The organism is Acinetobacter geminorum (genome assembly GCF_013009345.1).
Classification (GTDB): domain Bacteria; phylum Pseudomonadota; class Gammaproteobacteria; order Pseudomonadales; family Moraxellaceae; genus Acinetobacter; species Acinetobacter geminorum.
Genome location: NZ_JABELE010000007.1, coordinates 45,985 through 71,419, shown reverse-complemented (window position 1 = coordinate 71,419; position 25,435 = coordinate 45,985). Strand labels below are relative to the sequence as shown.

The 25,435-nt window shown below is 37.0% G+C and carries 22 protein-coding genes; 10 read left to right on the top strand and 12 right to left on the bottom strand.

All coding sequences use genetic code 11. The features are described from left to right. Positions 1-26: 26 nt before the first annotated feature. Positions 27-1,202, bottom strand: a complete 1,176-nt coding sequence (lpxB, locus tag HJG58_RS08140; RefSeq protein ID WP_170248518.1) for a lipid-A-disaccharide synthase — start codon at positions 1,200-1,202, stop codon at positions 27-29. 220 nt (positions 1,203-1,422) lie between these two features. On the opposite strand from lpxB, the gene HJG58_RS08135 reads away from it, so the two are divergent. The 4 genes from HJG58_RS08135 (at position 1,423) to HJG58_RS08120 (ending at position 5,775) form a co-directional block, all read left to right on the top strand. Continuing rightward, complete coding sequence (locus tag HJG58_RS08135) at positions 1,423-3,582, top strand: TonB-dependent siderophore receptor (RefSeq protein WP_170248517.1); 2,160 nt, start codon at positions 1,423-1,425, stop codon at positions 3,580-3,582. 66 nt (positions 3,583-3,648) lie between these two features. After that, on the top strand, positions 3,649-3,948 hold the full coding sequence (locus HJG58_RS19010; protein ID WP_174730491.1) for a hypothetical protein: 300 nt from the start codon (positions 3,649-3,651) through the stop codon (positions 3,946-3,948). After that, positions 3,941-5,497 (top strand): PepSY-associated TM helix domain-containing protein, encoded by a 1,557-nt coding sequence (locus tag HJG58_RS08125; protein ID WP_216076542.1) that lies wholly within the window; start codon positions 3,941-3,943, stop codon positions 5,495-5,497. The genes HJG58_RS19010 and HJG58_RS08125 overlap by 8 nt, the downstream gene beginning before the upstream one ends. Next, on the top strand, positions 5,494-5,775 hold the full coding sequence (locus tag HJG58_RS08120) for a hypothetical protein (RefSeq protein ID WP_033849947.1): 282 nt from the start codon (positions 5,494-5,496) through the stop codon (positions 5,773-5,775). The genes HJG58_RS08125 and HJG58_RS08120 overlap by 4 nt, the downstream gene beginning before the upstream one ends. Here HJG58_RS08120 and HJG58_RS08115 read toward each other — a convergent pair. Continuing rightward, a complete protein-coding gene (locus HJG58_RS08115; protein ID WP_170248516.1) occupies positions 5,750-5,866 on the bottom strand; it encodes a hypothetical protein in 117 nt (38 codons plus the stop codon). The genes HJG58_RS08120 and HJG58_RS08115 overlap by 26 nt on opposite strands. A gap of 61 nt (positions 5,867-5,927) precedes the next feature. Between HJG58_RS08115 and HJG58_RS08110 the strand changes: the two genes are divergently transcribed. Then, on the top strand, positions 5,928-6,815 hold the full coding sequence (locus HJG58_RS08110; RefSeq protein ID WP_033849945.1) for a sulfite exporter TauE/SafE family protein: 888 nt from the start codon (positions 5,928-5,930) through the stop codon (positions 6,813-6,815). Between the two features lie 96 nt (positions 6,816-6,911). Then, positions 6,912-8,021 carry a 3-deoxy-7-phosphoheptulonate synthase gene (locus HJG58_RS08105; protein ID WP_081404725.1) on the top strand — a complete coding sequence of 370 codons (1,110 nt, stop codon included), beginning with the start codon at positions 6,912-6,914 and terminating at the stop codon, positions 8,019-8,021. A gap of 74 nt (positions 8,022-8,095) precedes the next feature. Here the strand turns inward: HJG58_RS08105 and HJG58_RS08100 are convergent, their stop codons facing one another. The 9 genes from HJG58_RS08100 to ybaK form a co-directional block, all read right to left on the bottom strand. Beyond that, positions 8,096-8,839, bottom strand: a complete 744-nt coding sequence (locus HJG58_RS08100) for an adenosylcobinamide-GDP ribazoletransferase (RefSeq protein ID WP_108010442.1) — start codon at positions 8,837-8,839, stop codon at positions 8,096-8,098. A gap of 106 nt (positions 8,840-8,945) precedes the next feature. Continuing rightward, positions 8,946-10,514, bottom strand: a complete 1,569-nt coding sequence (locus HJG58_RS08095; RefSeq protein ID WP_170248515.1) for a histidine-type phosphatase — start codon at positions 10,512-10,514, stop codon at positions 8,946-8,948. A 124-nt stretch (positions 10,515-10,638) separates the two neighbouring features. Then, positions 10,639-11,238 carry a histidine phosphatase family protein gene (locus tag HJG58_RS08090; RefSeq protein ID WP_170248514.1) on the bottom strand — a complete coding sequence of 200 codons (600 nt, stop codon included), beginning with the start codon at positions 11,236-11,238 and terminating at the stop codon, positions 10,639-10,641. Then, positions 11,231-12,286, bottom strand: a complete 1,056-nt coding sequence (gene cobT / locus HJG58_RS08085) for a nicotinate-nucleotide--dimethylbenzimidazole phosphoribosyltransferase (RefSeq protein ID WP_170248513.1) — start codon at positions 12,284-12,286, stop codon at positions 11,231-11,233. The genes HJG58_RS08090 and cobT overlap by 8 nt, the downstream gene beginning before the upstream one ends. A gap of 2 nt (positions 12,287-12,288) precedes the next feature. Further along, positions 12,289-12,807, bottom strand: a complete 519-nt coding sequence (cobU, locus tag HJG58_RS08080; RefSeq protein WP_170248512.1) for a bifunctional adenosylcobinamide kinase/adenosylcobinamide-phosphate guanylyltransferase — start codon at positions 12,805-12,807, stop codon at positions 12,289-12,291. Further along, the gene (locus HJG58_RS08075) at positions 12,795-13,421 is read right to left on the bottom strand and encodes a 2'-5' RNA ligase family protein (RefSeq protein WP_170248511.1); all 627 of its coding nucleotides are present in this window, start codon (positions 13,419-13,421) and stop codon (positions 12,795-12,797) included. Before HJG58_RS08075 ends, cobU begins: the two co-directional genes overlap by 13 nt. Positions 13,422-13,525: 104 nt before the next feature. Continuing rightward, positions 13,526-15,673: a bifunctional mannitol-1-phosphate dehydrogenase/phosphatase gene (gene mtlD, locus HJG58_RS08070; protein WP_328704527.1), complete on the bottom strand. Its 2,148-nt coding sequence runs from the start codon at positions 15,671-15,673 to the stop codon at positions 13,526-13,528. A gap of 566 nt (positions 15,674-16,239) precedes the next feature. Beyond that, positions 16,240-18,471 (bottom strand): TonB-dependent receptor, encoded by a 2,232-nt coding sequence (locus HJG58_RS08065; protein WP_170248510.1) that lies wholly within the window; start codon positions 18,469-18,471, stop codon positions 16,240-16,242. A gap of 160 nt (positions 18,472-18,631) precedes the next feature. After that, positions 18,632-19,096: a Cys-tRNA(Pro) deacylase gene (gene ybaK / locus HJG58_RS08060; protein WP_046812631.1), complete on the bottom strand. Its 465-nt coding sequence runs from the start codon at positions 19,094-19,096 to the stop codon at positions 18,632-18,634. Between the two features lie 189 nt (positions 19,097-19,285). On the opposite strand from ybaK, the gene HJG58_RS08055 reads away from it, so the two are divergent. From HJG58_RS08055 to HJG58_RS08040, 4 genes are all read left to right on the top strand, one after another. Further along, the gene (locus HJG58_RS08055; protein WP_005076193.1) at positions 19,286-19,588 is read left to right on the top strand and encodes a hypothetical protein; all 303 of its coding nucleotides are present in this window, start codon (positions 19,286-19,288) and stop codon (positions 19,586-19,588) included. Positions 19,589-19,823: 235 nt separating this feature from the next. Further along, on the top strand, positions 19,824-21,197 hold the full coding sequence (locus HJG58_RS08050; protein ID WP_170248509.1) for an ABC1 kinase family protein: 1,374 nt from the start codon (positions 19,824-19,826) through the stop codon (positions 21,195-21,197). A 229-nt stretch (positions 21,198-21,426) separates the two neighbouring features. Further along, positions 21,427-22,710 (top strand): acyl-CoA dehydrogenase family protein, encoded by a 1,284-nt coding sequence (locus HJG58_RS08045; protein WP_170248607.1) that lies wholly within the window; start codon positions 21,427-21,429, stop codon positions 22,708-22,710. A gap of 23 nt (positions 22,711-22,733) precedes the next feature. Continuing rightward, a complete protein-coding gene (locus HJG58_RS08040; RefSeq protein ID WP_033849928.1) occupies positions 22,734-23,939 on the top strand; it encodes an acyl-CoA dehydrogenase family protein in 1,206 nt (401 codons plus the stop codon). 111 nt (positions 23,940-24,050) lie between these two features. On the opposite strand, the gene HJG58_RS08035 is transcribed toward HJG58_RS08040, so the two are convergent. Further along, complete coding sequence (locus HJG58_RS08035; RefSeq protein ID WP_170248508.1) at positions 24,051-25,274, bottom strand: alkane 1-monooxygenase; 1,224 nt, start codon at positions 25,272-25,274, stop codon at positions 24,051-24,053. Between the last annotated feature and the right edge of the window lie 161 nt (positions 25,275-25,435).

The following is a 25,435-nucleotide window of genomic DNA, read 5'->3' as shown; positions in this document are numbered from 1 at the left end:
AAAAGCCCCTAAAAATGGGGTTTTTTTTACTTTCCAAGTACTTTTAGGATTGCTTGAACTGGATCTTCTGTATTTCCAGAAATAAGCTGTTTATGCATGGTTAAATGTTGCATCACTTGAATTTGAGCGGTTTCTACATTCATCAATTTTTCTATTTCAGCTGCTAAATTTTCAGGTGTTGCATCAGCTTGAATCAGCTCCTGAATCACTTTTTTACCCGCAATAATATTAGGCAAAGAATAATAAGGAATTTTCACCAAGAATTTAGCAATTAAATAAGTTAACCAGTGCAATTTATAGAAAGTGACCATTGGTCGATGCATCAGCATTGCTTCTAATGTTGCAGTCCCAGAAGCTAAAGCGATAATATCACTTGCGTTCATGACCATACGACCGATTTTTGATTCACTATCCGTATTTTCTAAAATATGAATTTTTGCTTTTAACTGAGGCGCTAATTGTTCAACACCCTGCTCAATCTGTTGTTTACGAGCATCATTAATTGCCGGAATTAAAAATTGAATGTCAGGATATTTGGTATGCAAAATATTAGCAGCACCCAACAGCATAGGAAGAAGTCTCTCTACTTCACCCTTTCGACTCCCTGGCAACAAGGCAATATGTTTCTGATTTTCATTAATACCCAATTGTTGCTTAGCAATTTGAATTGGGTTCTCAAGTGGCAATTGTTTAGCTAATGGGTGGCCTACAAATGCTGCTGGAACTTCATATTGTTCATAAAAAACTTTTTCAAAAGGAAATAAGCAAAGTACTAAATCTATACTTTGCTTGATGCCATGTACTCGCCCTTGACGCCATGCCCAAACCGATGGGCTCACATATTGAACTGTTTTTATTGGAAGATTCTTTTCTTTAATACTTTTAGAAAGTCTGAGGTTAAAGTCTGGTGCATCAATTCCAATAAAAATATCAACTGGTTTTTGAGTCCATTGACTGATTAAACCATCCCTCACGGCGAATAATTTTTTTAAGTCTTTTAAGACCTCAACAATGCCCATCACAGACAGAGTTTCCATTGGGTAATAACCGTTAAAACCTTCAGCAATCATTTGAGGACCACCGATTCCTTCAAATTCGGCATCGATTCCCTGTTCTCGAAAACTACGCATAAGCTTCACACCAAGCGTATCTCCAGAAACTTCCCCAACTACAATGCCTATTTTAAGTTTTCGGTTTGCCAAGGTGATTTACCCAAGAATTTGAAATAATGCATTCTAGCATAGAGATTTATCAATCTTGAACTTGATCTATATGTACTTACCAAGAGCAGCCACAGCACAGGCTATCTAAAATTACACTCATTCACCATCTTTTAATCTAAATTAACAATGCAATTTGAATTGTAGCTTACATTTACAAACAATAAAATAAATGAGAATTATTTACATTATCTTTAATCTTATGAATATCCCACCTCGACCATTTAAGCTTACCGTAATCGCCTGCGCGATTTGTTATGCAAACCTCTCTTATGCTCAAGACTCAGAGGTACAAGCTTTACAGACGATTCAAGTTAAAGCATCAAATGCTGAACAGGCTTCTGAACAAACCAAAGCATATAATGTTAAAAATTCGAGTAGCGCAACCAAGCTTAATATTGAGGCTAAAGAAACTCCTCAAACCATTAATGTCGTTACTCGTCAGCAAATAGAAGATTTTGGTCTTACTAGTACTCGCGATGTTTTAAAAAACACCCCAGGTGTAACCGTCTCTAGTCAAGAAACCGAGCGAACTACTTATATGGCTCGTGGCTTTGAGATTTCAAATATTTTAACTGACGGCGTAGGCTTTCCCCTCTCAGGTTATAACTATAACAATACGAATCCTGATACTTACTTTTATGATCGTGTAGAAGTTGTTAAAGGTGCTGATTCTTTAACTAACGCCTTCGGCGACCCAAGTGCAACCATCAATAATATTCGAAAACGTCCAACTCAAGAATTCCAGGCAAGTGGCGGCCTAAGTTATGGCTCTTGGGATACGCAGCGTTATGAAGCTGATGTCTCTGGCGCAATTATACCGAGTGGAAAAGTACGTGGCCGTATTATGGGCTATGAGCAAACGGGTGATTCTTACATTGACCGATATTCTTCAGAAAAAAATGGTTTCGCAGGTATTGTTGAAGCTGACTTAACAGATACTACTTTACTCACCGCAGGCTATAACCAAGAACAAAATAAACCGAATGCGAATAACTGGGGTGCTCTGCCCTTACTCGATGCAAATGGCAAACAAATTTCATATGACCGCTCATATAATCCAAACCCTGACTGGGCGCACTGGGATAATGAGACACAAAATGCTTTTGTTGAATTAAAACAAAAAATTAATGACCTATGGACGGCTAAACTGACTTATAACTATCTTGATACCAAGCATAATAGTCGTCTTCTTTATTATTATGGATATCCCAAAGCTGATGGTTCTGATGTTGCTTTAACAGCTTGGGGAGGACAAGAACATCAAGAAAAACATGCTGTCGATTTTAATCTTGAAGGGAGCTATAAGCTTTTTAACCAAGAACATGAGGCAACTTTAGGCTACAGCTACGTACGTAACCATCAGCAAGATAAACAATCTTCAGGTTTTATTAACGATGCTGATATTTTGAATGATTACTCTCAAGGATATTTACGCCAGCTCACGACAAATTGGGCAAGCTGGACACCGCAATCTATAACTTGGTCAGATTTTACAGAAGCTGCAAACTATAAACAGAATATTAACTCCATCTATGCTGCGACGCGCTTACATCTTAATGAAGATTTAAAACTTTTACTTGGTGCAAACTATGTACAGGCTGAAAGTAAAGGTGAAAGTTATGGTTCTCCAATGTCATATAGTGAAAGTAAAGTCTCACCATATGTTGGACTAACCTATAACTTTACACCTGAATATACAGGTTATATGAGTTATACCTCAATTTTCCGTCCTCAAACTGGTATTGATAAAAATACCAATCAAGCTTTAAAACCTATTGATGGTAAAAGCTATGAAATGGGCGTAAAAAGCTCATGGCTAGATGACCGTTTAACAGGAACACTTTCAGTATTTAAAACTGAACAAAATAATTACCCACTACGCAGTTCAGATGGAAATCCACTTAATCGAAAAGTACCAACTAGTGATTTAGAGTCACAAGGTGTAGAAGTTGGTCTATCAGGTCAAATCACAGATAATGTGAATCTTTCTTTCGGTTATGCTCAATTTAGTATTAAAGATACCAAAAATGGTGGCGAGGCAAGAACTTATAATCCAAACCAGACGCTTAATTTGCTAACCACCTACACTCTGCCAGCTTTACCTAAGCTGAAAGTTGGTGCAGGTTTACAATGGCAAGATGGGATAAAGTTATATGATTCAAATGTAAACAGTACGATCAAACAAGATGCATATGCTTTAGTCAATTTAATGGCGAGCTATGAAGTCAATGATCATATTACGCTTCAAGCAAATGGTAATAATATTTTTGACAAGAAATATTTAAATAGTTTCCCCGATGGGCAAGCTTTTTATGGAGCTCCAGCCAACTATACAGTTGCTGTAAAATTTAAATATTAATACTGTAGCCAATCTCAATTTAGGGATTGGCTTTACTTATTATTCTTTGTTTATGTGCCAATAAAGATGTCCAAAACTGTAAATCTCCCAGTGTCATATCGTATAAAAGTTTTCTATCGTTTCTTGCTAGTTTTCGGTATGGGCTTTGCCTGTATGACGTATTTAAGTCTTGGACTCACTGGAATTTTCCTTTTGAATCTGGACAAAGCTGAGGCTATCTATCTTTCAGCATTTATAGCGATTTTATTTTACGTAGTCTTTGTGATTGTTGGGTTCTGCATTCAATCATTATTGCGACTGACCATTCTATCAATCGCGCTATTAGCCCTTTTCTTTATTGTGACACGGACGGTAGGTTATGCATAAAGGTATACGTCAATCTATGGCATGGCTACACTCATGGACTGGCTTAATTTTTGGATGGCTTGTGTTTGCCATTTTCTTAATGGGAAGTTTGTCCTACTACCGCCATGAAATTAATTTATGGATGCAACCGGCGCTTGCGCAATATGAAGTAAAGCAAGATATTGCTATTAAAACAGCCTATCAATATTTACAAGAAAACGCTCCAGACGCTAAATCTTGGTATTTAACTGTTGCAACGCCAGAAAGTCCGGTCAACACCATGTATTGGGAAAAAGCTGACGGCAGTTATGGCAATGCCACACTTGATGCTAACACGGGAAAAGAGCTTCAACTTTCGGCGACCCTAGGCGGCGATTTTTTTTACCGCTTCCATTACCAACTTTTTGGAATTCCAATCATAGTTGGGCGATTAGTCGTATGTCTTGCCGCATTTATTATGCTGATTGCTTTGGTTTCAGGCATTATTACTCATAAAAAAATATTCACTGACTTTTTTACTTTACGTACATTTAAGTCTCAGCGTTCATGGTTAGACTTTCATAATATTTCTTCAGTCGTTGCTCTGCCCTTCTTTTTAACTATTACATTTACAGGCTTAGCTATTTTCTCTTATTTATATCTGCCTTGGGGAATGCAAAAGCTTTACCCTGAAAACCCTTATCAATATTTTACCGAAATCCGCACAAAGACTGTGCTTGAGAATCAATCGATTCAACCTGCTCAAAACTTAGCTATTGAGAAGATGCTGAGCCAAGTTCAACAAAGTTGGGGTAACCAACCTTTATCAACAATGAGTGTAAAAAATCCAAATACGAACCAAGCTCAAATTACCTTTATTCAAAAAGAAGATCACTCTATTACCCGGAATCAGGCTCAAATTACATTGAATGCTTCAACAGGCAAAGTCTTAGCAGACACACGTAATAATAGTGCTATTGCAATGCTGAATGCAGGAGTTTACGGTCTACACATGGCAACATTTGCCCAGCCTTTACTTCGCTTAGGTTTGTTCTTTTCTGGCATTTTAGGCTGCGTCATGATTGCCTCTGGTTTACTACTCTGGAGCCTTAAACGCCAAATTCAAAATAAGAACAGTAAGTTTCACTTTGGACACTATTTAGTTGACCGTTTAAATATTGCAACGTTTGTTGGCTTACCTTGTGCAACTGTCGCCTACTTAAGCGCTAATCGATTATTTACAATCACTTCAAGCACAATCAATTATGAAATTTATAGTTTTTTCTTCGTTTGGCTAATCAGCTTAATCATTGCATTAATCACTAAAAAACAGCATTTGTGGCGAACTCAACTTAGCGTTTTTATTATGCTATGTATTGCACTTCCAATCTTAAATCTAAGTTATTTACTTAAACATGAGTATGTTCAAAGCCTCAGAGATTATTGGACGTTTGCACGTGTAGATGTATTTTTGTGGGTCTTTGCAACTTTAGCCATTTTTATATTCTGCAAAATTCAACCTATCCAGCATAAAGCTGTCGCAAAAATTCAAAAAAAGCTGAATAAACTAAATACTGAGGTGAGCTCATGATTCTTATAGCGTTCATCTTAATTTTATTAGGTATGTACTTGTTATTTATGGCGAGCGAAAAATATCGATCGCCGAAATCGACAGGTCATTTCAAATCGTTAGCACAAAAGTATTACCGACATTTCAAAATAGCCGCATTTATATTATTTGGTTTGTGTGCATTTATTCTTATTCAACAATATAAATTTTCAATTGGTTTTGTCAGTTGGTGGATCTTTGCAACGCCATTAACTTTTCTTCTTATACTTTTAATTAACCCACTAAAGTCATCAAAATAATCATTTTCTTAAAAAAATGATGAAAAATAGTACAAGCTAAGCAAAATTTTCGTTGCTTAGCTTTTTTTTGCATAAGTAAATCATTATTCATGACAACTGTTTATCTCTAAAAGGAATAAGATATCTGCGTTTCGTGATAAGTGGCGATAAAGATGTCTGGTGCTTTTGAATTTATCTTAGCGGGTATGTTAGTTGGTTTCTGTGTAGGGATTACAGGAGTTGGTGGTGGATCATTAATGACACCAATTTTAATTGGTCTTTTTAGAATTGAACCTCATATCGCGATTGGTACCGATTTACTTTATGCTGCAATCTCAAAATTTTGTGGATCAATGGTTCACGCAAGAAAGCTCAATATTGTCTGGCCAATTGTTTTATGGTTGGCTGTAGGTAGTATTCCTGCATCTTTTGGCACCGCATGGGTACTTGAGCATTATTTAAGCCAGTCAACACACTATAAAGCTGTATTAACTATGGTACTAGGCTTTATGTTGACCTTAACTGGTGTTTCCATCATTTTCCGTACTCGTATTGAGAAATTCTTTAATAAATTCAGGAATAAAGAAGTCGCTCAAACTGAAAATGAACAGTTGGCAATCCATAAAAAACGTAGCTTTATCGTGATTATGGGCATCATTTTAGGTGTATTCGTAACCCTTTCATCAGTTGGTGCGGGTGCATTTGGGATCATGGCACTTGTGATTATGTTCCCGAACTTGCCAATGATCCGAATTATTGGGTCGGATGTTGTACATGCAGTATTACTTACCTTAGTAGCTGGCCTTGGGCACATGAGTGCTGGTAACGTCGACTTTACCCTTCTGATGTGGTTATTGGTGGGTTCGATTCCAGCAATTATTATTGGAACATTAATTAGCTCTCGTATGCCTGAACGTTTAATCCGAAAAATTCTAGGGATTACCCTATTTGCCCTCGGTGTTAACTTTATGGTTCATCCAGTCAAAGCAAAACCGAAAGCACCTGTGGTACAACAACAAGCAGTAGTTGCCGAAAAAACAGGCAACTCGACTGAAAGATAGTAAAATCAATAGGATTTTTCCAATCTGAAATACTATGAGATGTAGTATTTTCATAATTATTTCATGGTATATTCAGTACACAAAACAACCTTTAGTATGATCGAACCAGTGACAGCAATGACTACACATTCAAATTCCGTTTCAAAGCCAGATATCGACGACGTTAATATTAAAAGCATTCAAACTCTTGTAACACCAGCTGAGCTTAAGTCAGAACTTCCTTTATCTGACGTTGCTTCGCAAACTGTTCTAAAAGGCCGCGAAACTATCCGTAATATTTTAGATGGTTCAGATAAACGTTTGTTTGTCGTTATTGGTCCTTGCTCTATTCACGACCCCAAAGCTGCTCACGAATATGCTGATCGCTTAAAAGTACTTAGTGAAAAAGTTAAAGATTCATTGTATTTAGTTATGCGCGTTTATTTTGAAAAACCACGTACAACTATTGGTTGGAAAGGCCTAATCAATGACCCTGATATGAATGACTCATTTAATATCGAAAAAGGTTTACGTATTGGCCGTAAACTCTTGCTTGAGTTAAATGAAAAAGGTTTGCCATGTGCAACTGAAGCACTCGACCCGAACTCTCCACAGTACTACCAAGACTTAATTTCATGGTCTGCGATTGGTGCACGTACAACAGAGAGCCAAACTCACCGTGAAATGTCTTCTGGTTTATCATCACCAGTTGGTTTTAAAAATGGTACAGATGGTGGTTTAACTGTTGCAACCAATGCGATGCAATCTGTTAAATATGGCCATAGTTTCTTAGGTCTAAATGAAGACGGCCAAGTTTCAATTATTAATACAAATGGTAACCCTTATGCACACGTTGTATTACGTGGTGGTAACGGTAAACCGAACTATGACGCAGGCTCGGTTGCAGAAGCAGAAAATGCTTTAGCAAAAGCTAAAGTGAGCAACAAAATCATGATTGATGCGAGCCATGCTAATTCAAATAAAGACCCGTACTTACAACCACTTGTTCTTAAAAATATTACTGAACAAATTTTAGATGGTAATAAGTCAATCGTAGGTATTATGGTTGAAAGTCACCTGAAAGGCGGCCGCCAAGATATTCCGGATAATCTTTGTGATTTAGAATATGGTAAATCAGTAACTGATGGTTGTATCGATTGGGAAACTACTGAAAAGACATTGCTTGAAATGCATGAAGCTTTAAAAGATGTTTTACCAAACCGTTAATTCATCTTTTTAAGATTGAAAATTAAGCCCTCATTTTTTGAGGGTTTTTTTATTTTTTTGGGTGAAATTCAATATCAAACTAAATAAAAATAACTTACGACAAAACTAAAAAGCAGTACAGTTTCACTAAGCTCAATCGCTGCCCCGACTGTATCACCTGTAATACCGCCAATTCTTTTAATAAACAGATATCTTAAATAAACCAGACTGATTAAAAAGCCAATAATGGCGATGAGCCCTTGCCATTCCCAATATAAAGCCAATAACAAAACTACCGCAGCTATTATCCATGAAGCAGTTTTGGGTAAATGGTCTGTCAAAGAACGGCCTAAGCCTTTTTCACGGACATATAGTGTAGTTAAAAACAAAATAGATGGCACAATACGTCCAAGGATAGGAACAAAGACTAAAAATAAAGATTGATGCTGTTCAATCAATACATAAACCAGTGCAAATTTGAGCAAACAAATAATAACTAAGCTGAGGACTCCAATTGGGCCACAACTTGGATCCTTCATGATTTGTAAAGTACGTAGTTTGTCTCCAAAACCACCTACCCACGCATCTGCAGTATCTGCTAGCCCATCTAAATGTAATCCGCCTGTCAGCCAAATCCATAAAGTCATTATGATGGCAGCAAGCAAAAGAACGGGTAATTTAGCTAAAAGACATGAGATAAGAAAAAGAATGCCGCCAATAATCAGCCCGACCAAAGGATAAAACAAAATAGCTCGACCATTTTGTTGCGCCGTTGGTATTGTCTTTAACTCAATAGGCAGAACAGTTAAAAATTGCAATGCTATCCAAAAAGGTGTCATATCCAAGTCTCTAACTGATCTATATCTAAAAACAAATTGAATTATGAAGAAATAAAAATGGGAATAGCAATCCCTATTCCCATTAAAGACTTCAAAAACTGAAAATCTATTGCATTTGATAGCACTGTTTCAATTTCATGTAGTCATAGTAAAAACTGGTTGGTGTGTAACGTGCATAATCACATGCAGATTTAAATAAAGTTTCCTTTTCGTTATAAAGCATTTTTACCAAAGTAGAGCCTTGACTATTTTGGTAAATATCCCACTGTACATTTGCCGCCATAGGTGAAACTACTTCACCACGCCATGCACTTGTCGAGTAATTATAAGTCTGGCGTAGTGGTAACGGCTGCATCATATTATGCAAATCTAAGCTAGTTGCCAGAGGAATAATAATTTCAGCATGGGCAAACCGTAAAACTGCTTTGTAAGGCTGAGCTTTATTCACCACAGCGTCAACTTGTTGGAACAGATCCTGTTTGAGTCCTTGGGCAATTTCACTTGTGACTTGATTTGACTCTGTAAAACTTGGACCTTTTTCGTAAAAATCGTTTGCATCATTAAATTCAGCGTAGAATTTCGCAGCATCTAATGGCATATATTTATCAAAATCGACACCTTTTAACTCATCTTTCATACCACCAGAAATTGAATAGAGTTCATAAATATAAGCTGCTGCATCAACTGCGCTGGCAATTGTGTTTTTACCCTTACCTTTTTCTGTAATTTGCTCACCTTTAGGTGAGGTTACCGTGAAAGATCCGGTATTGCTAAAGCTATAACCTGTTGTACCCAGTTTTTTAATAAAGTCTGCTTTAAAAATCGGACTGAGCACTGTTTGAGCTGTTTTTTCAGCCTCAGTATTTTTTGATAACTCATCTAACTTTTGTGCTAAATCTTTATTATTTTCTTCAAAATCTTGATAGGCCTGACTAGCATCATAAATTTTTTGTTGGCTAGCACTCAGGGGTTGAGCTAAGTCTTCGTCTGCATTCAAACTATGAAAATAGAGTTTGAAACGATCTACGCCGCCATCTTCAACACTCGCCACGCTCTCACTTGATAAATTGGTATAAGACAATGGAAAAATTTTATCTTTCAGTTGCGGTTGTTGTTTTATAAGTTCAGCAGTGAAAAATTTAGCACTATCTACCGCACGATCCACCCCAGAACTTTGTACCAATATAGAGGCCTGCGTATTTAAAAGAGTTGGTAAGCGCTGTAATAAGCGATCTGCAATGCCACGGTGTTCTAAGATACCAGTCATGGTTTCGTTTCCATAACCGTACTGGCGGATCCCTTCCACGCCATAACCTAATAAGATATTTGCCTTCATCATGGCTTCTAAATCAGCACCTAATTGCTCACCTAAAGGTGTTAAGGCATTTTCTGATTTTGCCTGTTTCCATAAATTATAAAGTGCCAAATCATATTTCAGACTTGAGAGGCCTCTTGAACCGTGACGCGCCACTAGCTCTGTAAAAACTGGCTGGAATCCATTCGGTACTTGTTCATAGTTTTTTATTTCTTGTTGAGGTTGGTAAGGTGTTTTTGTTTGATAATATTTTGATTGGTTTGTAGATGGTGCAGTTTGAGCTTCTTGATCATCATTGTTATTACAAGCCGCGAGCAATAATGATGCTGCAAGCACAGTTGTTTTAAATAAAATATTCATAAGCCAGATGTGTGATTAATAAGAAATGCCAATAGCTTAGATACTAGCAATGACAGTTCTATTACACAGGCTAAAATAACATTTTAAAAATAATAACTTACAAGTGTATAAAAATATAAAACTACTATCTTAACTTAAAAGTTAATTGACCATCTGTTTCAGAAAATTCGAGTGAATATAATTTTCCAAGCTCTGCTGGCATTTTAAGTAAGTCATCTAGAGGCTGTTGTCTGGCTAAACAAGTCAATAGCTTAATTACACCACCATGAGTAACAACTAAAGCATGCTGTAAGTTTTGCTTTTGCATATGTTCTAGCAAATCCTGAAAGCCTTTAAGAACCCTTATTTGAAACTGGTTTAATGTTTCTGCGCGAGGTGGACAATATTGACTCGGTTTTTGCCAAAAGTTTGCAAGTAATTCGGGTGAAGTTCCATAAATTTGCTGAGTTGAGACGCCTTCCCAATCACCAAAATACATTTCCTTTAAGTCATGATTCAGAATTAAAGGCAGCTGAGTTGTCTTCGCAAGTTGCTCAGCAAAACAAGCACAACGCTTTAATGATGAACTTATAATCACATCCCATGTCTGATTAGCCACTTGCTCAAAGGTTGACTGCATTTGCTGCCAACCTTTTGCTGTTAACTCATCATCTAAATGACCACGCAGAGTATGGCTATATTGACTTTCGCCATGTCTGAGTAAATCAATTCTAAATTTACCCAATTTTATCCCCGCTTACAGCAGCTTGAGCGAAGGTAGCCATTTGGTTATGTAAAGCGCAAGCCATTTTAACCAATGCTAAGGCAGCGCCAGCCCCACTACCTTCACCTAAACGCAAATTCATTTTTAAAATTGGCTCAGCATTGAGTTCTTGCAAAATACGTTGGTGGCCATATTCTGCCGATTGATGGCCAAAAAGCATCCAGTCACGTACTTTAGGATTCATTCGTACTGCGCATAAAGCAGCGACCGAACTAATAAAACCATCGACAATGATAGGTAAGCCCACTTGCGCACAGCGAATGTAAGCACCGACAATTGCTGCAATTTCCAAACCACCTACAACACAAAGTGTTTTGAATACATCACCAATGACATGTTTATGGTGAAGTTCAATTGCCTTTTCAATCACTTCAATTTTATGTCTTAACTGATCGGCACCAATTCCCGTACCAACGCCAGTTAATTGCTCGGCAGTATCATTTAATAAAAGACATGCTAAGGCAGAAGCAGAACAGGTATTTCCAATTCCCATTTCACCCGCAATATAAATATCTGCACCTTTAGATTTGGCCGTGTCTACACTGTTTTTTCCTAACTCTAAAGCAGCACGACATTCATCTGCATTCATTGCGGCTTGTTTGGCAAAATTTGCAGTGCCGGCACGAATACAATGACGTTCAACTCCGGTATATTCGTATGCTTCACCTACGGTACCGCAATCAATCACTTGCAAATGAGCTTGATGATATTTAGCAAGTACACTAATTGCTGCACCACCAGTCGTGAAGTTTTGCAACATTTGACGGGTAACAGCTTGAGGATACGCAGAGATATTTTCTTCAACTACGCCATGATCTCCAGCAAAAACTGTGATCCATGGATGGTTAACTTGTGGGTGAGCATTTGACTGTAAACTGGCAAGTTTAACTGCTATCAGTTCTAAATCACCTAAAGCACCTGTAGGTTTGGTGAGTTGGAGTTGGTGTTGCTCAGCTTGTTGTTTTGCCTCCAAATCAGGTTGCTGTACAGATTCTAACCACCATTTCATTTTTACTTCTCACCCTTTAAAATCATTGGAAAACCAGCCACACAAAACACAACCTTATCTGCAATTTGTCCTAAAGCCTGATGTAATCTGCCTGCTTCATCGACAAAACGGCGACTAATCTCACCGAGTGGCACAACGCCTAACCCTGTTTCATTACTTACTAAAATAATTTCGGACTGAAGTGTAGGTAAAACTTTTAATAGTTGTTCACACTCAAGTTGTTGAACACTCTGATCTTCTAACAGTAACAAATTGGTTAGCCATAGCGTTAAACAATCCACCAGAATAATTTGATTAGGTCGATCAATTTTTTGCAAAGTTTTTGCTAAATATAAAGGTTCTTCAACCAAAGACCAGTGAGAAGGACGCTGCTTTTGATGATGGGCTATTCGACTTTGCATTTCAGGATCAAGTGCTTGCGCCGTTGCAACATAAGTGACAGCTAATTGCCTATCTATTGCCGTTTGTTCAGCCAGTCGGCTTTTGCCAGAACGGGCACCACCTAAAATCAATTGCAACATGAATCACCTAAAAACAAATGCTGAGATGGATATAACTTACCTTGTAAAATTTGAGCTTGATAATAGCCAAAGCTTAAATGCTCAACTTTAAGATCAAATTCAGCCTGTGTGTATTGTACAGGTAATTGAGAAATTTTTTGTAAAATCAAATTACTACTATAGTCTTTCTTATACAAACCCAATGTAATGTGCGGGCAATAATCTAAAGCGGCAATTTCATTAGAAACTATACCTAATTTTTGCCGTATGAGAGATAAGTTATTTTCGGTGTCTTGGACTTCTACAAATAAAGCGCTACTAAAGCTATCAACTGAACCAATTTTTAATTGAAATGGTGCAATATCTTCTTTTCTTAAAATTTCCCTTTGCTGCACAAAGCCACTAAAACAAAAGTCATCATCATGAACTTTATTTTCATGGGTCAAGAATCCACATATAAACAGCGTGACATGATATTGACGGTGATTAGGTTCTACTAGATATTCTGAAAAATGCGCACGCAATTGATCTAGATAATGAACTAATTTCTGATCATTAATTTCTAGATACCACAATGCGTAATTTTGACGCCCAAGGTGCCATTCGGGATAATCCCGTATAGGTGTTGGCACCATGAGTGTGGAGGGTTTTAACAGCACAGTTTTAATTCAAAATTATTCAAATTTTGTATTAAAACATGTTTGTCTTTCAATTGTTGAGGTTAATTCAATAAGCAAACTCAAACATATTGATTTGATGTAGTTTTGGTATTGTTCAGCTTAATGTCCAAAGGTTGTTTACCTTGTTCAGAAAACAAATATTGGATAAGTTGAACCAATTCAGCTTCAAACTGTCTTCTTTGAGTTGTACTCAAGTCTAGGTTCTGAATTTGCTGCTGCAGATGTTCAACTGCTTTAGTCTCTTCAACTTCTAAGAATTGAATCGCATAGGCATAACCTAAAGCAGCGCCTTTTAATAAGTTTTTATAAGGCAAATCATGACGAATATTCACAGCAATTGAAGCCATGACACGTTCATTATGATTGAGTTTGCGTAGTGGATCTCTAGCTACGCGTTGACAAGGATCTTTAAATGCATATTCACATGAGTCTAGAAAACTTTGTGACATTCGATCCAGATCTTTTGCATAGTTAGGTAATACAATAGCAAGTCCCTGTTTCACTTCTGCAATTAAGTTCTCTGCAAATGCTTTAACTGAATGATCACCCATGGCAACACCAATAGATTCATAACCCATTAAAGATGCATACCAAGCAAGCATCGCATGTACACCATTCCATAAACGATTTTTAATGAGTTGAATGTCAGTAATTTGGTCAACCAATACCACCTGACGCAACTTTTCAAGTAAAGGACTGCCTTTCTCTACATAGATTGGCATATCAGTTTCACTATGGAACAAGATTAAATCCATGCTTTGTAAGATATGTCCCGGCTGGAATTTACGGCGCATGTTATCAACATAGATAGAAGCCTGATTTAGTTGATCTGGAGTTAGTTTATTACAGTCTTCAATTTCGATTTGGTCTTCTTGCTCCACATCTTCTAAATGCTGTTCAAGAAAATTATGCTTAATACGAAGTTGACGATATAAATTCTGATTAGAAAGTTTTGAAACCATACGGTTTACAACGGTGTCGCAAAAGTAATGCTCTTTTAAAATATGCTCGGTTACATCTTCATCGTTGGTTAACTCTAGTAGAGCTTCTTTAAGATGCTTCATAACCAAATATTTCGCACCAACCTTATTTAAAATAATTAGAAAGGTTAAAGGTTTTATACATGTTTCAAGTTGCGAATTAAAACGCGCATATAACCCTTTTGCAATTATCTTTGATTCAGGTTCGATCGCTTGCTCAGGCAAACATAATGCAATCAAACTTGAATGAGTATACATCTCTAACATTTGTTGTTCATTGTCAGAATCAACAATGGTCATATTCTCAATACGTTCATCATAAGAAAATTGCCCATAGCGAATACTATAGGTTCCAAACGCATTTACAGCTTCGCGGAAAAGACTATTTCGTGTTGATGCAATAATACGTTTTGGTTTTGTATATCCATCCCAATGTGACAAAATTTGCGCTATGTAACCACCGCCAATCGCACCGAAACCATGTATTCCAACTGTTAATTGGTTGAGACTTTGTGGAAAAGGTTCCTGCATTTCCGGCATGTCCATAACAGGGATAAATTGATCGAGATCGGTTAAAAAGTCATACATTTGTTCATAATAAAAATGTGCTTTTTCCAACATTTCGTCATTTGGTTCTTTAATATCTTTTAATAAAATCGTTAAACCTTTTGAAGTGTGAGCTGAAGTTAAACCATTTTCAGAATCTTCAAACATTAAACATTGGTTAGCGTCCAAGTGAAGTTGACTAGCAGCTTTTAAAAAGATTTCTGGATGCGGTTTACCTTGTTCTACTTCATCACCACAGGTAATCACATCAAAAAATTTATAAACATTCGCATTAATTAAATATTCTTCGGCAATTGCCCTACGGCTTGAAGTCGCAACAGCCATTCTTAAACCAGATTTTCGCAAACGCTCTAGAACTTGAACCAAACCTTTTTTAATAGGCACGCCGTGTTTTCGAATATATTCGAGTTCCATCTCATCAGCTTTTTTTCGAATTTCTTTATATGGAACATTTACGCCATATAGACGTTGCGCTAATTGCTCAGCAGTAGTTGCACTTAAACCTAGACATTGCATTAAATATTCGTGTGAAAATTCCTGTCCAATGAGTTCTTGAGATGCCTGTTGCAATGTTTGAAACCGCAAGCGCTCAGTATCAAACATTGTCCCATCCATATCGAAGATAGCTCCGTGAACAGGTTTTCCATGAAAAATAAGCACGTTTTTACCTCTTTTTTTGATCATGTTTTATTCAGGGTATACAAAAAAATAGCTAAAAAGACAGAATGTTAATAAATGAAACATTAGTGGTTATTTTTTAATCAAAAAACACATTTGATCTGTGACTGTGGCGAGTTAAATAACTAAAAGAGTTGAAATATATAAATAACTGTGAAATTAATTTTAACTACAAAAGCAGCAGGCCATCCTCGCCTACTGCTTTTGATTAGTTCTTTTTGTTGCGCTGATCATGTTTATTTTTCTTTGTTCCATTTACCGCTAGTTGAACCTGCCTATTTTTATAATGTCCTGCAGGCGCTCACATACCAGAAATCAACTCATCTTTTTCAACATCATTGTTATTGGAGTCTCTGGTATAACTTTAAATCGTCTTAAAACTTAGTCTTACAGTAGTAGGCGTTAAATTTAATTACTAGAACGTTCCTCAACTTTCAATATGTATAATGATAATCATTTTCATTTGTTGATGCAAGCATATTTTATTATTTTTCAAAATCTATTAAGGAATACCTATGATTTATAGATATTCCCTATCTCACTTCACATTAATAATTAAATGTATAACTGAGGCCGTAAGTACGTCCTTCGGCTGGTATGCTTTCTACAAGACCGTATACTTTTTCTGCTTGTTGACTATAGACAGTTCGATAATCTCTATTCCAAACATTATATACACCAAAATCTATACGTCCTTTCCAAGCTGGAAAATGTGCCAAAACATCCATCGTGCTATAGCCTTTAATTTTTACAGCTGAAAGTGAGCCATCTTTTACGGCTTCATTTGTACCTTTTATAGCAAGCATTTGCACACGAGCACCATATCCTTCATCACTGTTCCACTCGGCAAAAATCGTACCTTTAATTGGTGAGACTTGAAAAGCATTCAACTCTTTCCATTTACCATCCGTATCTTTATATTGACCACGCGTATAACCCAGTGTTCCCCCAACTTTAAACTCTTCCATAAATGGGTAGGTCGCCGTTAGTTCAGCACCATATACACGCTGGTCTTTGTCCATAACCTCAGCAACAGTTTCTTTATTACTGTTCTTGTAGAATTGAACAACTTTGTCTGAGGTATTATAGAAACCTGTTATACCTAGATTTAGACTCTGCTCTCCTTGTAAACGCCAGCCTAATTCATAGCTGTTTACACTAATAGGTTGGATATTCGCTGTTGAGATATTAAATGCATCTCGCATCATCCGTTGTACATCTGGAAAACTAAAACCTTGAGAGAAATTAGCAAATATTTGCTGCTCATCTGTTAATTTATATATCGCTCCCAAATTAAATAAAACAGCATCGTCATTTACAGATCCGCTTGGCTGTATCCCATTTTTAGTCGAGTACTGTTCTGTTTCAGCTTTAATATATTGATAACGAGTACCAGCCTGGACATTCATACGGTCTGTTAAAGCGTAATCACCTTGTATAAAAACGCCAGCACTTTGAATTGTTGTATTTGGACCGGCATCGGAAGTTTTACCTGTAGGTTTATAGGTCAAACCTGTATTAAATGCTGTGAAATGCTCGTAGTGTTGTTGATCTTTTTCATGTTCATAATCTAAGCCATAAGTTAGATTAAGATCACGATTCATAATATTTAAATCACTTTGTATTGTTGAACGCAGACCAGCAACTTCGATTTCAGATTGAGATTGTTTTGCTTCTGTACCTTCTCCTCCTAAAAAGACTGGAAAGAAACGAGCATCTTCTTTACGGTAATATCCTTCTAAATTTAAGACCTGACCTAAAATATCTTTATTTTGGTATTGAGTGTTGAATGCATAGCGCTCTGTAAAAGGCTGATTAGGTATTTCTAAACCCTTCTTCCCAATATATGAGTTAGGCGCTCCTCCATAAATATAATTTTTCCCATAATCAGGACCATAACTCGTATCTTGTTCATCTTTATAATATTGCGCACCCAAACTTAGTGATTGGTTATCAGTTAAACCTATATTTATACGACTATTAATATCAATTGTATCAGTATCAGGACGGCTACCTTGCATAGGTGCTATAGCAATACGATCATCATGGCTATCGAACTGAGATCCGCGACTAGTGAAATTAGCCCCTAAGAAACCATTTACATTATCTTTATTAAATGAAATAGATTGGCCAATTTCATAAGCTAGACTATCACTCCGAAATGTATCGGAAGACGTAATACCAAGTTTAGTTTCAAAACTTACTGGTTTAGTCGAATCAGCACGTTTCGTAATAATATTAATAATCCCGCCGGTAGAACCTGATCCATAAATACTTGTAGCTCCTGAAAGAACTTCAATACGTTCAATCATGCCTGGACTAATACTATTTAGCTGCCGAGCAACATCGCGTGATCCATTTTGTGATACGCCGTCAATCATAATCATGACATCACGACCACGCATTGTTTGCCCATAGTTGGTAGTCGTTCCACTACTCACCCCGAGTGATGGAACCAACTGAGCCAGTATATCGGCAATTTTCCGTCCAGCAGTTGCCTGTTGTTCAATTTGCCGCTTTTCAATCGTTTGAACTGTGCCTGCAATTTCAGCAATATTTTTTGGCGTCCTTGTCGCCGTCACTATAATTTTTTGCAATTGAGCTACAGGCTTTTGTGCCGGTTGATCATTAAGGGCTGCCTTTTCAATATTTGTATTTGCATAACCCTGCTGCGCAAATACTGCTGCAAGAGCAATACAACAAGGTTTTAATTTAAAATACCGTGATTCAGCACACATCAGATGATTCGAGTTAACCCCAACCTTTTTGTAGTGATGCATTTTCCCTTTCTCCAAACCCAAAAGTTATTAGATAGTTATAAGGCTCGGAATAATACTAAATATAAATAATAATGAGAATTGTTTTTATTAAAAAATTTGATTTAATACTACCTATCTTAAAATTAGTTAATTTAATGACATAAGAAAGAGATTTATTTTACTAATCTAGTACATCAACAAATTGAGCATTTAAGAGTTGAGCTAGATCTTTAGGGTTTAAGCCAATATCTAGTCCCCGTTTCCCTCCACTCACATAGATTTTGCTGAACTCTTGTGCAGATGCATCAATAACGGTTTTTAAGCGCTTCTTTTGACCTAACGGACTAATCCCTCCAACCAAATACCCTGTTAAACGTTCTGCGTCTTTTGGATTGGCCATTTGCAATTTTTTACAGCCAAACGCCGTAGCCACTTTTTTTAAATTTAATTGGTGATTAACTGGCAATACTGCAACAAAAAAATTCTTATCATCACTCACCATTAAGGTTTTGAATACTTCCCTTACATCTAAATTTAGTTTTTCAGCTGCCTCTAATCCAAAACTTTTGGCATTTGAATCATGTTCATATTCATGAATAGAAAATTCGATTTTATTACTTTTTAACAGTCTACATGCAGGAGTCATAATAAGTAGTGTTATAGATGAAATTATTTGGATTATAGTTTTTTTAGAAAAATTTTTAAATTTGCTTAGGCTATTTACAAGAATTACATAAAAAATCAAACAGCAACTGAATAAAAAATAATCTCAACTTGATATTCATGGCTCGACTCCATATATTTTATTTAAATTTAAGTCTGAGCTGACAATTTTATGAGTTATAAACACAACAATCTGATGGCTATGCGTCACCGTTTTTGGGATGAATCTTCAGATTATGTCTTAAATGAAAAGCAGTTTTTACAGCAGACGTTAATTGAACAAGGCATCTTTAATAACGCAACACTCGAGGATGTTAAGTATTTTTTCTATACCTTACCCAGCATTATTATTGTAAAAGCTCATGCACTTGGTTTTATGCATGATTCAGTCAAACAAATGTTATTACAGCATATTCAGTCCAATCGCCTTCACTTAATGCAGAAGTCTGAATTAAAGATCCAATTTAAAATGTAATTTAAGTTTTTGTGAAAGATCCGTTTTTTACCCTAGTTTTACTCACCTGAACGCTGTAAGTTTCTTAAATTTTAAAATTGCTTAGGCTATTTTAAAGTTAATGAAATAAAGATAGCCATTTCGACTGATCATTCAGTCTGAGAGAACTATTTTAATACGCTCAAAACATGTAATATTCGTTACAATTTTAGATCACCAGCGTTTGGCTGCATGATGCGCATAGGATTCTATTTTCATGTCAAATCAGAAAGATAAGCTTAAGAGTTTAAAAACTTCTTCCATGGATCGACGCTTATCAATCGCGAAAGCTTCTTTACTTGCAGGAACACGTTGGGCAACTGCAAGTGCCTCTTCTTTATTTTCTAATGAGGAAGAAAAAGAAAAGAAACGCAAAAAAGCGATGAGCGAGCAAGCTAATTATCTGGTTTCTGAAATAGGTAAACTTAAGGGTTCTATTGTTAAGATTGGCCAAATGATGGCCCTTTATGGTGAACATTTTTTACCTGAAGAAATTACACAAGCATTAAACACCTTAAATAACCAGACAGTTGCTTTAGATTGGCCTGCAATTAAGCCGCACCTTCAAGAGCAATTGGGCGCTAAATTAAATGATTTAACAATTGATCATGAGCCAATTGGTACGGCCTCTCTCGCACAAGTACACCGTGCAACGCGTAAATCAGATGGTTTAGAGTTAGTTTTAAAGATTCAATATCCGGGCGTTGCAAATGCTATTGACTCCGATATGAGCTTGTTTAAAAACATGCTTAAACTGACGCGTATGGTTCCACAAACTCGTGAATTTGATCAGTGGTTTGATGAAGTACGTGAAATGATGCATCGCGAAGTTGACTATGATGTAGAAGCTGCCACTACTCGTCGCTTTGGTGAACGCTTAAAAGATGATGAGCGCTATATTGTTCCTACAATTGTAGATGAATATTGCACAAATCAAGTACTCTGCATGACTTTTGAACGTGGTGTGCCAATTAATAGCCCTGTGATGTTGTCATTACCTCAAGAACGTCGTAATCAACTCGGTGAAGCATCATTAGAGATTGCGGTTCGTGAAATTTTTGAATGGGGCGAAATGCAGACTGACCCTAACTTTGGTAATTACCTTGTGCGTTTAGGTAATGGCCAAGATATTCAGGACAAAATTGTATTATTAGATTTTGGTGCTATTCGCCAGTTTGATGAACACTTGCTATCAGTTGCCCGTCAACTCATTCAGGCAGGTTATCAACATAATAAAGATGCGATGGTAAAGGCCATGACTGGTTACGAGTTCTTTGATGCAATGCCTGAAAGTATTAAACCAGGTATGGCTGATGTCTTTTTACTTGCGACGGAAGCATTCAGTACTCCTGGAAATAACCCAGATATGCCTGCTGGTCTTATGGATGAACACGAACGTTATGACTGGAAGAAAAGCCAGCTCCATAGCCGTGTTATGCAACAAGCCAGTAAATCAATGGCTTCACGTTATTTTTCAGTCCCGCCAAAAGAATTTATGTTTATTAGCCGTAAATTCATTGGAGCCTACACATTTATGACGGTTATTGATGCAAAAACCAATGTGCGACGTATGATTCGTAACTTTGCTTGATTTAATGAATGACTAGAATGATTCCATGTCATTCTAGTCAATCCTTCTCGACTCGCCCAATATTGAAATTACTTTAAATAAATAAAATCAAAAACTTATATTTTTATTATTTTGTATTTACCATTTATCTACTCATTTTTCTAATGTCAGTAACGACATAGTTTTTTAATATAAGGCGTGTCAGCATAAAACAATAACAATGTGTTAGGACACCATAATCATGACAAGTATGATCAATAAAGCTCAGGGTTTGGGTTTATCGCTGATTACAAGATTGGCTGGAAGCGATGTACTTGATCAACTCAAGTTGCGTAAATTTGTTGAAAAATCTCTTTATCAAGGTTCAAAAGCTGGCTTTAGAGCATTAACGCAGACTCAAAAAGCATTTAAGCCCAAGCAAATTTCACAACAACGTTTACCTCGCCAACAAAAAAATTTATTTGATTTAAGTCTAACTGAAGAACAACAAATGACTGCTGAGGCAATGTCTCAATTTGCTAAAGAAGTTTTATTAGGGTTGGCTCATGATGCTGATCAGGAAGCTCAATTTCCTGAAAGTCTTTGGCAATATGTTGAAGATTTAGGACTTAACTACTATGCACTTCCAGAGGCATTAGGTGGTGTCGCAACCGAACAAAATATTGTTAGTAACTTATTAATTGCTGAGAAACTAGCTGAAGGTGATTTTAGCCTTACAGCAGGATTACTCAGTACGTTTAGCGTTATCAATGCAATCACACGTTGGGGGTCTGCCGAAGTTCAGTCGATGTATCTAGCATGTTTTGCGGAAGACTCCGACATTACAGCAACCTTTGCTGTACAAGAAGCAACTCCAGCATTTAATCCTTACACTTTAAAAACCAAAGCATCACTTGAAAATAATCAATTTTTTATTGATGGTGAAAAAACATTAGTGATTTTAGGTGATTTAGCTGATGTATTTTTAGTAAGTGCAGACTTTAATGGTAAGCCAGATGTATTTGTCGTGCAGAGCAACGAAACTATTTCTATTAAAAACACTTCAGCCATGGGGCTTAAAGCCACAGAAACAGCAACACTTCACTTTAATCACACACCTGCTCTACGATTAGGTGCAACAGACTTTGATTACACAGCCTTTGTAGATTTAGGCAACTTAATGTGGTGTGCAATGGCTGTAGGTACATGTGAAGCTGTAAAAGCTTACTGTATTAAATATGCCAATGAACGAACTGCGTTCGGTGAACCTATTTCTCATCGACAAAGTGTCGCTTTCATGATTGCAGATATGGCTATTGAAATTGATGCAATGCGTATGTTGGTTTTAAATGCCGCAAGCCTTGCTGAGTCAGGCAAACCATTTCACCGCGAAGCTTACTTAGCACAGATACTTTGTGCTGAAAAATCCATGAAAATTGGTACAGATGGTGTACAAATTCTTGGTGGACATGGCTTCACAAAAGAGCATCCAGTTGAACGTTGGTACCGCGATTTACGGGCTACTGCAATTTTACAATCTGGCTTACATGCTTAAATGATCAATCAGAGGATACTTTAATGAATTTACAAAATCCTAAAAAATTCAAAATGATGATTGATCAAGCACATGATGTTGCGATCAATGTTTTACGCCCTATTTCTCGTAAATATGATAAAGCTGAGCATGCATATCCAAAAGAACTTGATATGCTTGCCTCTCTCATTGATGGCATGAATGAAGGTGGCGAAGGTATTAATGCTGGAGCTGCAGGAGCTGGAAAGCGCGGTGATACCGACAATGAAGGTATTCGTAACGGAACCAACATGTCGACCGCTCTTGGAATTATTGAGATGTGTTATGGCGATACAGGCTTATTACTGAGTATGCCTCGTCAGGGTCTTGGAAACTCAGCTATTGCTGCTGTTGCAAATGATGAGCAATTAGAGCGGTTCAACGGAACATGGGCAGCAATGGCAATTACTGAACCAGGATGCGGCTCTGACTCTGCCGCGATCCGCACCACTGCAACCAAAGATGGTAATGACTACATTCTAAATGGTGAAAAGATTTTTGTGACCTCTGGTGAACGTGCTGATTCTGTTGTTGTTTGGGCCACGCTTGATCGTAAACTTGGGCGAGCAGCTATTAAATCATTTGTCGTACCCAAAGGTACGCCTGGAATGAAGGTTGAGCGCCTTGAACATAAATTAGGAATTAAAGCATCAGATACGGCTGTGATTAGTTTTATTGACTGCCGTGTACCTGCAGAGAACCTTTTGGGCAATGCTGAAGTAGATGTTGCTAAAGGTTTTGCTGGAGTAATGGAAACTTTTGACAATACTCGTCCTTTGGTCGCAGCAATGGCAATCGGTTGCGCTAAAGCTTCACTAGAACGTATTAAAGAGATCTTTAAAGATCAGCTTGACCCTGACTATTCTACCCCCTATCTGCATGCTTCTAACCTTGCAGCACAAATCTATCGCATGGAAGCTGAATGGGAAGCTGCTCGCCTACTCATGTTAAAAGCAACATGGATGGCTGATAACAAAAAGCCAAACTCTAAAGAAGCTTCTATTGCAAAAGCAAAAGCAGGTCGTGTTGGTAACGAGATCACTTTAAAATGTGTCGAGTTAGCAGCAAGTGTTGGCTATAACGAAGATGAGTTACTTGAAAAATGGGCACGTGATTCAAAAATCCTTGATATTTTTGAAGGTACTCAGCAGATTCAACAATTGATTATTGCACGTCGTGAGCTTGGCAAATCATCGAGTGAGTTAAAATAATAGCTAAAGGGAGTTTCAAAGCTCCCTTTATTTTCTATATAAGTCAAAATTTAAAAAGCCCTCTAGTCAAAATACTAAAGGGCTTTTACTTTTAAGAAATAAACTTTCTATTTATTCAGTAGATGTTGATTCTAATGATTTATCAACCACACCAAATTTCTTAAAAATTTTTGCACGTCGTTTTGATGAAATATTCGCTTTGTTCAAATCACCTTTATAGTGATCAAAAACTCGTTTATCCATCATTTTGAACCACAACGAAGGAATTAACGCAGGCAGTAACATACTTGCATAACCACTTGGTAATTCTGGCGCCTCATCAAAATGACGCAATGCTTGGAATGGACGAGTCGGATAAGCATGATGATCTGAGTGACGTTGCAATTGGTACAAGAATAAGTTTGTTACAACGTTGTTATTATTCCAGCTATGCTCTGGCATTGTACGTTCATATTGACCATTTTCTTTTTTCTGACGTAGTAAACCATAATGTTCAATGTAGTTAATAATTTCAAAAAGACTAATGCCATAAAATGCTTGTGTCGCTAAATATGGAATTGTGCTTTTACCAAAAATTCCCACCATAGAAGCATGGAAAGCAGCGCTCATTCCCCAGCCCTGTAATAATTCATTATCTGCTGACCAGAACTCTTTTCCTTTACGTTTTAAACGATTTTTCTCGATTTCAATTGCAGATTTAAAAGACCCTACAACTGTACGTGGCCAGAACTCATAAAATGTTTCGCCCATACGTGAAGAAGCAGGATCTTCAGGAGTTGCTGCACGTTTATGGTGTCCATAAGGATGTTCGATACGGAAATGGTTATAACCAGTAGGAACCAAAGCAAGATGAGATAAAATATGATCAATACGATCATGTTTGTGGCTTAATTCATGGGCTGTATTAATCGCAATACCATTAATCGCCCCCATCGAAACACCGAGCAAAATTTTATCAATAAATGACGTGCTTTTGCGGCTTGTTAAATAACATGCATAAACATTTGCAGCATATTGCAGTGGAATAAAACTCTTCACAAGACGTGAGTAATACGGATCTTTTTCAAGGAGTTTAATTTCTTCATCAGTTGGATTACGTGCATCCTTCCCAATAATCGTATCAATTGCTGGAATCACCACATGTAATAATAGTGGACCACCTAAAGCGAAAACTTTTTTTAATGGGCGTGGACCAAAATGGTAACCAGCTAAAATACCTAAACCAATTACAGGTAGAGCTGGACTAATCATCCATAAATAGCGCTTACGATCTATCTCACGCATAGACGCTAGCACTGGCATAAGTTCTTGCTGAACATTTACTGGTGCATTCATAGTCATATTTCCTTTTTCTATATATCTATATAGTTAAAGAAATACTAATTACTTAACAGTAGTAACCGTCCAAAAAACCTATTTCAAAGTCTTTGGCATTTTCTTCCACTTTTTTGTCCTAAAAACACATGTTGATCTATTCTTATAGCTCACTATAATTT